Raw genomic sequence first — 9,250 nt, forward strand, 5'->3', positions numbered from 1 at the left:
TCCCCGCTGGTCAGGAAAAGTCAAGGCCGATGTCGAACACGCGCGCCGAGTGCGTCAGCGCGCCGACGGCAAGGTAGTCCACCCCGGTAACGGCGACGTCTCGGGCCCGCTCCAGGGTAAGGCCACCACTGGCCTCAAGCTCCGCCCGCCCCGCTACAAGGCGCACCGCCTCGGCCATCTCAGCGTCGGTCATGTTATCGAGCAGGATGCTCGTCGCGCCCACCTCCAGCGCCTCCCGCACCTGCGCGAGAGTGTCGCACTCCACCTGGATGTGCAGGGACGGGTACACGGCGCGGATCGCCTCGTAAGCCTTGGTGACGCTTCCGGCCGCCGCGATGTGGTTGTCCTTGATGAGCGCTGCGTCGTGCAGGCCCATCCTGTGGTTGACCCCGCCGCCGCAGTGGACGGCGTACTTCTGCAGTGCGCGCAGCCCCGGAAGGGTCTTACGGGTGTCGCGTACACGGGCCTTGGTGCCGTCCATGGCGTCCGCCCACCGCCGCGTCGCCGTCGCGATGCCGGACAGGTGCGTGAGCATGTTCAGGGCCGTCCGCTCGGCCCTCAGCACGGCCCTGGTCTGCCCGCTGACCGAGATGAGGACCTGCCCCGGCACCACGCGGTCGCCGTCCTCCGCCTTCGCCTCATAGGCGACGTCCAGCGCCTCGAAGACCGCGCAGGCCACCGGGACGCCGGCGACGACACCGGTCTCCCGCGCCCGGAGGTCCCCGGCCGCGGTCTCGTCCGGCGCGAAGATCGGCGTACTGGTGACGTCGACCTCCCCGTCCTCGGCCAGCGCCGTCCGGACGAGGTTTTCCACAGCCTGTGGATCGAGCCCGGCGGCGCTGAGGCGCTGCGAGAGTTCAGGTGTCATGAGCGCTTTCCTTCCAGAGGTTCGTACGTGGTCGTCAGGACGTTCCCCGTCAGCCGCGTCACCAGATGCCCGCGCCACGCGCCGTCCGCCCGCTCGGGGAAGTCCTCCCGCCAGTGGCTCCCGCGCGTCTCCTCCCGCCGCCGCGCCGCCAGCGCGATCGCGGACGCGACGGTGTACAGGTTGGTGACCTCCCAGGCCGCCACCCCGGGCTCGGCGTCCCCGCCCGGAAGCCCCTCCAACTCCCGCACCGCCCGCTCCAGCCCCGCGGCGCCCCGCAGCACCCCGACATGAGAGGTCATGATCCGCTGAATCTCCCCCCGACACCCAGCCCCCACCAACCACCCCGACTCCGAAGCCGCACCGTCCCCGGCCGCCTCCGCCGCACCCCTGACGGACTCGGCGGTCGCAGACACGACGGGCTCGGCACCCGCAGGCACGGCGCGCTCGGCAGTTGCAGACACGACGCTCGCAGACACGCTGGCCGTGGACACACCAGTCGTCGACACGCTGGCCGTGGACGGGCCGGTCGTGGACGGGCCGGTCGCAGGTGTGGTGGTCGCAGGTGTGGTGGTCGGGGTTGCGGAAGGAAGGTCGGTGTAGAGGGCGGTGGCTATTCGGGTGGCGAAGACCAGGCCCTCCAGGAGGGAGTTGGAGGCGAGGCGGTTGGCGCCGTGGACGCCGGTGCAGGCGGCCTCGCCGCAGGCGTAGAGGCCGGGGACGGTGGTGCGGCCATGCAGGTCGGTGCGGACGCCGCCGCTGGCGTGGTGCGCGGCGGGGATGATGGGGATCGGTTCGGTGACGGGGTCGATGCCATGGTGCCGGCACGCGGCCAGGATGGTCGGGAAACGGGACTCCCACATCGCGGCGCCGAAGTGGCGGGCGTCCAGGAACATGCAGGGTGCGCCGGTCTCGTGCATCCGGTTCATGATCCCTTTGGCGACCACGTCGCGCGGGGCGAGTTCGGCGAGTTCGTGCCGTCCGACCATGAAGCGCTCGCCGGCGTGGTCGACGAGGTGGGCGCCCTCGCCGCGGACGGCCTCGGAGATCAGCGGCTGCTGCCCGGTCGCGCCGTCGCCGAGCCACAGCACGGTCGGGTGGAACTGGACGAACTCCAGGTCGGCGACCTCGGCCCCGGCGCGCAGGGCCAGCGCGACGCCGTCGCCGGTCGAGACCTCGGGGTTGGTGGTGGTCGAGAACACCTGGCCGAGCCCGCCGGTGGCGAGCACGACGGCACGGGCGCGGACGGCGCCGACGCCGTTCGGCTGGCCCTCGCCCATCACGTGGAGGGTGATCCCGGCGGCGCGTCCGGCGGCGTCCTTCAGCAGGTCCAGGACGAGCGCGTGCTCGATGACCTCGACGCCGGAGTCCTTGAGCTCGGCGAGGAGGGCGCGGCTGATCTCGGCGCCGGTCGCGTCGCCGCCCGCGTGCGCGATGCGGCGCCGGTGGTGGCCGCCCTCGCGGGTCAGCGCGATGCCGCCGTCCGCGGCCTGGTCGAAGGCGGCGCCGAGCTCGATGAGCCCGCGGACGGCGTCGGGCCCCTCGGTGACGAGCGCCCGGACGGCGTCCTCGTCGCACAGCCCGACCCCGGCGGTCAGGGTGTCGGCGAGGTGGTCCTCGGGGTTGTCGTCCGGGGCGAGCGCGGCGGCGATCCCGCCCTGCGCCCACCGCGTCGACCCGGCGTCCAGGAGAGCCTTGGTGACGAGCAGGACCCGCCCGTGGGGGCGGCAATGCAGTGCGGTGACCAGTCCGGCGATGCCGGAGCCGACGACGACGACGTCGGCCTCGGCGGTCCAGCCGGGCGCGGGGGCGTGGAGAACGGAAGGGATCATGAGCCCTCCTCCGGAATCGGTTCTCGTCATTATGACCCTAACCCCGGAGAACCCGAACGCCCGCCCCCCACATTCCCAACGAAACCGCCCACCCCCGCAGCTCACACGCCCTGCGCCGCACGCACGACTGGTCACCCTCACAGGACGGACGCCCTCGGTCGCGACCCGCCCCCGCACTCCGCCCACCCTGCCCGCCGCGTACGACAGGTCACCCCCACACGACGGACGGCCTCGGGCGAGGCCCCGCCCCGCTCGTACAACCCGCGCGCCCTGCGCCGCACACGCACGACTGGTCGCCCGGCCGGCTACACGACGGACGCCATCGTTCGTGGCCCGTCCCCGCACTCCGCACGCCCTGCGCGCCCGCGGACGCCCGGTCGCCTCACAGGACGGACGACTTCGGTCAAGGCCCCACAGCCGCACGCCATACGCGTCCAGGCACGACAGGTCGTCCCCATGCGTCGGACGGCCCCGGTCGAGGGACGCCGCCGCAGCTCGCGCGCCCTGCGCGTCCGGGCATGACAGGTCGCGCCCAGAGACGGACGGCCTCGGGCGAGGTCGCGCTCGGGGGGTTAGCCGTGGACCAGGTCGCCTCGGGTGGTCTTGGTGCCGGGGACGGGCTCGGCGGGGTCGCTGCCCAGGGAGATGATCTTGTTGGAGCGGTCGACGTGGACGACGGTGGGCACGAACTCGCGGGCCTCGGCGTCGGTGAGCTGGGCGTAGCTGATGATGATCACCAGGTCGCCGGGCTGCACGAGGCGGGCCGCGGCGCCGTTGATGCCGATGACGCCGGAGCCGCGCTCGCCCGCGATCAGGTAGGTCTCCAGCCGGGCGCCGTTGTCGATGTCCACGATCGAGACCTGCTCGCCGGGGAGGAGGTCGGCGGCGTCCATCAGGTCCTGGTCGATGGTGAGCGAGCCGACGTAGTGCAGGTCCGCCTGCGTCACCGTGGCGCGGTGGATCTTGGACTTGAACATCGTCCGGATCATCAGTGCTCCTTGCCGAGCTGGAGGTGAACGTTGTCGATGAGGTGGGTGGCGCCGACGCGGCCGGCGACGGCGAGGACGGCGGGTCCGCCGCCGGTGGCGGGGGTGAAGGTCGCCGGGTCGACGAGGACGAGGTAGTCGAGTGCGAGGGGCGGGTCGGCGGCCGCGGCCCCGTCGAGGACGGCGCCGGCCGCGCGGAGGACCGCGTCCGGCCCGTCGCCGGCGGCGTCCGCGCCGGCGCGGAGGGCGCGCGACAGGGCGAGGGCGGTCCGGCGCTCGGGTTCCGAGAGGTAGCGGTTGCGGCTGGAGAGGGCCAGCCCGTCGGGTTCGCGGACGGTCGGCGCGCCGACGATCCGCACGGGCACGTTCAGGTCCGCGACCATGCGGCGGATCATCGCGAGCTGCTGCGCGTCCTTCTCCCCGAAGACCGCCGCGTCGGGGCGGACGAGGTTGAGCAGCTTGAGCACGACGGTCAGCATCCCGTCGAAGTGGCCGGGCCGCGCCGCGCCCTCGACGACCTCGCCCATCGGCCCCGACTTGATCGTGACCTGCGGCTCGTCGGGGTACATGACGTCGCGGGTCGGCGCGAAGACGAGGTCGACGCCCTCGGCGGCGCACGCCTCGACGTCGGCCTCGAACGTCCTCGGGTACCGGTCGAAGTCCTCGCCGGGCCCGAACTGGAGCGGATTGACGAAGATGCTGACGGCGACCTTGTCGGCATTGCGGCGGGCCTCGCGCATCAGGGACAGGTGCCCTTCGTGCAGCGCGCCCATGGTCGGAACGAACGCGAGCGTGCCCTCGATACGCGCGCGCGCCGCGGCCAGTTCCTCACGTGTCCGCGCGATGACGGGTTTCAAGCGGCCTCCTGAGGTGGGGGCGGAGGGACGGGGGTGGCTGACCAGGGTCAATCGGCCAGGGCTTCCAGGAGGCGTTCGGCGTCTTCGGGCTTGAGCAGCCCGGCGCCGAGCGCGCGGTCGGCGGTGAGGCGGGCCAGGGCGATGTAGGCGCGGCGGCTCTCCGGGGACACCTTGCCCAGTTCGGCGATGTGGTCGGAGACCGTCCCGGCGTCGCCGCGCGCGACCGGGCCGGTGAGGCCGTCGATGCCGAGGCGCAGCCCGTTGTCGAGGGCGGCGCCGAGGAGCGGGCCGAGCATCCGGCCGGGTTCGGCCACGCCCGCCCGCGACAGCAGGTCCATCGACTCGACGACCAGGGTGACCAGGTGGTTCGCGCCGCCGGCGAGCGCCGCGTGGTAGAGCGGGCGCGCGTCCTCGGTGATCCACACCGGTTCGCCGCCCATCTCCAGGACGAGCGCCTCGGCGACGGGCCGCAGCGGCTCGGGCGAGGTGACGCCGAACGAGATGCCGGTGAGCCGGTTCACGTCGTCGGGGCGTCCGGTGAAGGTCATCGCCGGGTGCAGGGCCAGGGGGAGCGCGCCGGCGCGGGTGAGCGGGTCGAGGACGGCCGTCCCGTACCGGCCGCTGGTGTGCATGACCAGCTTCCCGGTGACGGGGACGCCCGCGGCGACGAGGCCGGCCGCGAGCTCGGGCAGCTCGTCGTCCGGGACGGTCAGCAGCACCAGGTCGGCGGCCGCCACCACGTCCTGCGGCGGGGCGACGTCCGCGCCGGGCAGGCGCTCCTCGACGCGGGACCGCGACCGGTCGGACACGGCGGCCGCGGCGACCACGCGGTGGCCCGCGCGGGACAGCGCGGCGCCGAGCGCCGTGCCGACGCGGCCGGCGCCGACGACGCCGACCGCGAGCCGCGCGGGCCTGTCCTCCGGGGCCTCCGTCCCCCCGCGGGGGGCGTTTCCGGGCGCGCCGGAGGAGGGCGTGACGTTGGGGTCCATCGGTTTCGTTCCAGTCCTCACGTGTAGGTACCGGACGGGCGCGAACCAGAGTACCCATGGGACCCGGTCACGTGGTCCGGTGGGTGACGAGCGCCACCCCGCCCTCCCATTCAGTCATGCGCGAGGGACTCGACGATGGACGTCTTCGCGGCGCGCCGCGCGGGCATGACGGCGGCGAGCGTCCCGGCCGCGCCGGCCAGGAGGACGAACCCGGCGATCTGGAGATAGGGCAGGGCGAACACGGCACCGTCCGCCATCGCGCTGGTCGCGGCCAGGCCGAACACGATCCCGAGCGCGACCCCGGTCACCGCGCCGATCACCGCCATCACGACCGCCTCGATGGACAGCATCCGGCGGAGCTGGCGCTTGGTGAGGCCGAGGGCGCGCAGCAGCGCCGATTCGCGGGTCCGTTCCACGACGGAGAGGGTCAGCGTGTTGGCGATGCCGAACAGCGCGATGATGATCGCGAGGGCGAGCAGCCCGCCGAAGACCATCAGGACCATGTCGATCGCGTCCTCCAGCTGCTGCTGGAAGTCGGCGCTGGACTCGACCTTCGCCGCCGGGTACGGCTGCGCCGCCTGGTCGACGGCCTTGCGCACCCGGTCGTCGGGGACGGCCTCGTTGCTCTTGACGAAGATCTCGGACGGGTCCACGGCGCCGAAGTACCGGGCGAAATCGGCCTCGGGCAGGACGATCCCGTTGAACTGCCCACCGATCTTGTACACGCCGCTGATCTTGACGGGGACGGTACCGCTGCGCGTCGCGACCTGGAGCGTCCGGCCGACGTTCCAGCCCGAGCCGGTCACGGCGCTCTCGTCCACGAACGCGGTGCCCTGCTTGAGGTCGGAGAGCGCGCCGGTCTTCATCTCCGGCTTCGCGATGTCGCCCCACGCGGACGCGCTGACCGTGGTGATGGACGCGTCCTCGCCGTCGACCTTGGTCTCCTTGTCGCGGAGCTCGACGACCTTCTCGACCTCCGGCCGGTTGCGCAGGTCTTCGCCAAGCGCGCGCGGGAGGGCCTCGCCGTTCTGGGTGGCGATCCTGTACTGGACGGGGAACTGCTCGTCCAGTTCGTGGCTCGCGGTCGCCTTGCTGCTCGCCCCGATGACCGCGAACAGGCTCATCAGCCCGACGCCGACGGTCAGCGCGATCGTGGTGGTGGCGGTGCGGCGCGGGGCGCGCTGCGCGTTCGCCACCGCCAGCCGCCCGGGGACGCCGCCGAGCCGCGCCGGGATCGCCCCCGCGAGCCGTCCCAGCGGGCGGACGAGCGCCGGCATCGCCGCGACGACCGCGAGGAAGAAGACGCAGCCGGAGAAGGCCACCGCGAACATCGCGGCCTCGCCCTTCTCCATCACCAGGGCCGCGAACACGCCGATGGCGAGGCCCGCGACGCCGAGCAGGACGGCGGCGGCGGTGCGCCACACGCCGAGCCGGAACCGTCCGCCGCCCGGCTCGGCGTCGGCGCGCAGCGCCGCGATGGGCGCGACGCGGGTCGCGGCGCGGGCGGGGAGCAGCGCGGACAGGACGGTCACGGCGACGCCGACCGCGAGGCCGACCAGGACCGTCCGCAGCGCGAGCGACGGGCCGGTGACGGAGACGTTGCCGTTCAGGTTGCTGATCAGCACGAGCGCGCCCTGCCCGAGGCCGACGCCCACGCCGAGGCCGAGCAGCGAGCCGGTCAGGCCGACCGCCGCCGACTCGGTGAGGACGCCGGCGAAGATCTGCCGGCGGGTCGCGCCGACGCAGCGCAGCAGCGCCATCTCCCGCATCCGCTGCGCGACGAGGATCGCGAACGTGTTGTAGATGACCAGGGCGGACACCAGCATCGCGACCAGCGCGAAGATCAGCAGCCCGGTGCGGATGATCTTCGTGTCGGCGCCCGCCGCCTTCGCCAGCTTCGCGCCCAGCTCCTCCCCCGTGTAGACGCGCTGGCCGGGGCCGGCGGCGGCCTTCACGGCGGACATGGTCACGGTGCCCGCGATGTCGATCTCCTGGAACGACGTCTCGCCGGTCATGCGGGCCGCGGTCACCGGGTCGAACCCGACCGCGCCGAAGATGCTCGCCTCCTGGTCGATGCCGAAGTCGACCAGCCCGACGACGGTGAACTTGTGCGGCCGGTTCTTGTCGTCCAGGACCGTCACGGTGTCGCCGACGGCGAAGCCCTCCCGCTTGGCGACCTTGCCGTCGATGACGGTCTCACCGCCGTTGGACGGGGGCCGTCCCTTGTCGACGTCGTAGCGCAGCAGCCGTCCGGACGGCACGGACATGCCCATCGTGGGGTAGTCGCCGACCGTCTTGCCGTCCTTGCCCACCAAGGCAGCCTCGCCCTTAACAGCGCCCTGGGCGTCAGTGACTCCGGGAAGGCCGCGAACCTTCTGCAGCAGCGAGGGCGACAGGCCCTCGTCCGATGACTCAGCCGGGAGGACGGCGATGTCCACCTTGTCGGCAGACTGGGCGAACGTCTTGGCCACGCCCTTGTTCATCGTGTCGGTCAGGACGAACGTGCCGGAGATGAAGCCGACGCCCAGCGTGATGGCGACCGCCGTCAGCAGCAGCCGCAGCTTGTGGGCGCGCAGGCCCGCCAGTGTCGTCTTCAGCATCAGGCCCCCAGGGACTTGAGCCGGTCCAGGACGGCCTCAGGGGTCGGCTGGTAGATCTCGGAGACGATCGCACCGTCCCGTAGGAACACCACCCGGTCGGCGTAGGAGGCGGCCACCGGGTCGTGGGTCACCATCACGATCGTCTGGCCCATCTCCCGGACGGACGCGCGCAGGAACCCGAGGACCTCCGCGCCCGCACGCGAGTCGAGGTTTCCGGTCGGTTCGTCCGCGAAGATGACCTCGGGACGGGCGACGATGGCGCGCGCGCACGCCACCCGCTGCTGCTGGCCGCCCGACAGCTCGCTCGGCCGGTGCGCTAGGCGGTCGCGCAGGCCGAGAACGTCCACGACCTGCTGGAACCAGGCACGGTCGGGCTTGCGTCCGGCAAGCTCCATCGGCAGCAGGATGTTCTGCTCGGCGGTGAGCGTCGGCAGCAGGTTGAACGCCTGGAACACGAAGCCGACCCGGTCGCGGCGCAGCAGCGTGAGCTGCCGGTCGCCCATCCCGGTGATCTCGGCGTCGCCGAGCATGATCCGCCCGCTGGTGACGGTGTCCAGCCCGGCGAGGCAGTGCATCAGCGTCGACTTCCCGGACCCGGACGGGCCCATGATCGCGGTGAACGCGCCGCGGGCGAACCCGACGCCGACCCCGCGCAGCGCATGCACGGCCGCGTCCCCGGACCCGTACACCTTCGACACGCCCTCGGCGGTGACGGCGGGCGGCGCCGCGGCGGCGGGGGCTCCCCCGGGCGGATCGGTGAACGTGCTGGTCACGGTGGCTCCTTCATGGGTCGTGCTGCGTCGTCGTCGCGTTCGCGATCGATCGGGAACCACGCTAGGAATCCGGGCCGCCGCCGCCATCGCCCCGGCGTCCACGCTCCGCGTCCCCCTCCCGGCTATCCGCGCCGCCCGTGTACGACCTGAGTCGTACGGCGCCGTCCCTCGCCCCGCTGACCCGCCCGCGCGCGCTCCCGCGAACTCGCTCGGCTGCGCACCGAGAACGGAGAGGCCCGGAGAACGGAGAAGCGGGGGGGGGGGGGGGGGGGGGGGGGGGGGGGGGGGGGGGGGGGGGGGGGGGGGGGGGGGGGGGGGGGGGGGGGGGGGGGGGGGGGGGGGGGGGGG

7 protein-coding genes and 1 pseudogene are annotated in these 9,250 nt (G+C 73.3%); all 8 read right to left on the reverse strand.

The window, feature by feature from the left end; genetic code table 11:
* Nucleotides 1-10: 10 nt before the first annotated feature.
* The 8 genes and pseudogenes from nadC to ACGFI1_RS22590 all read right to left on the reverse strand — a co-directional run bounded on the left by nadC (nucleotide 11) and on the right by ACGFI1_RS22590 (nucleotide 8,902).
* Entirely contained in the window at nucleotides 11-868 is an 858-nt protein-coding gene (nadC, locus tag ACGFI1_RS22560) for a carboxylating nicotinate-nucleotide diphosphorylase (protein ID WP_392787509.1), read from the reverse strand.
* Nucleotides 865-1,167 (reverse strand): hypothetical protein, encoded by a 303-nt coding sequence (locus tag ACGFI1_RS44380; RefSeq protein WP_449202372.1) that lies wholly within the window; start codon nucleotides 1,165-1,167, stop codon nucleotides 865-867. Before ACGFI1_RS44380 ends, nadC begins: the two co-directional genes overlap by 4 nt.
* 132 nt (nucleotides 1,168-1,299) lie before the next feature.
* Nucleotides 1,300-2,697 (reverse strand): annotated as a pseudogene (locus tag ACGFI1_RS22565) (L-aspartate oxidase); the annotation flags it as partial.
* A gap of 572 nt (nucleotides 2,698-3,269) precedes the next feature.
* Nucleotides 3,270-3,686: an aspartate 1-decarboxylase gene (gene panD, locus ACGFI1_RS22570; protein ID WP_138641653.1), complete on the reverse strand. Its 417-nt coding sequence runs from the start codon at nucleotides 3,684-3,686 to the stop codon at nucleotides 3,270-3,272.
* Complete coding sequence (gene panC / locus ACGFI1_RS22575; RefSeq protein ID WP_392787514.1) at nucleotides 3,686-4,540, reverse strand: pantoate--beta-alanine ligase; 855 nt, start codon at nucleotides 4,538-4,540, stop codon at nucleotides 3,686-3,688. The genes panD and panC overlap by 1 nt, the downstream gene beginning before the upstream one ends.
* 47 nt (nucleotides 4,541-4,587) lie before the next feature.
* Entirely contained in the window at nucleotides 4,588-5,529 is a 942-nt protein-coding gene (locus tag ACGFI1_RS22580; RefSeq protein WP_386876227.1) for a Rossmann-like and DUF2520 domain-containing protein, read from the reverse strand.
* A 110-nt stretch (nucleotides 5,530-5,639) separates the two neighbouring features.
* Nucleotides 5,640-8,129, reverse strand: coding sequence for an ABC transporter permease (locus ACGFI1_RS22585; protein ID WP_392787518.1), 2,490 nt, complete (start codon nucleotides 8,127-8,129; stop codon nucleotides 5,640-5,642).
* Nucleotides 8,129-8,902, reverse strand: a complete 774-nt coding sequence (locus tag ACGFI1_RS22590) for an ABC transporter ATP-binding protein (RefSeq protein WP_364553343.1) — start codon at nucleotides 8,900-8,902, stop codon at nucleotides 8,129-8,131. Before ACGFI1_RS22590 ends, ACGFI1_RS22585 begins: the two co-directional genes overlap by 1 nt.
* Nucleotides 8,903-9,250: the final 348 nt, after the last annotated feature.

Origin of the sequence: Actinomadura geliboluensis (assembly GCF_043197915.1) — a bacterium.
Classification (GTDB): Bacteria; Actinomycetota; Actinomycetes; order Streptosporangiales; family Streptosporangiaceae; genus Spirillospora; species Spirillospora geliboluensis.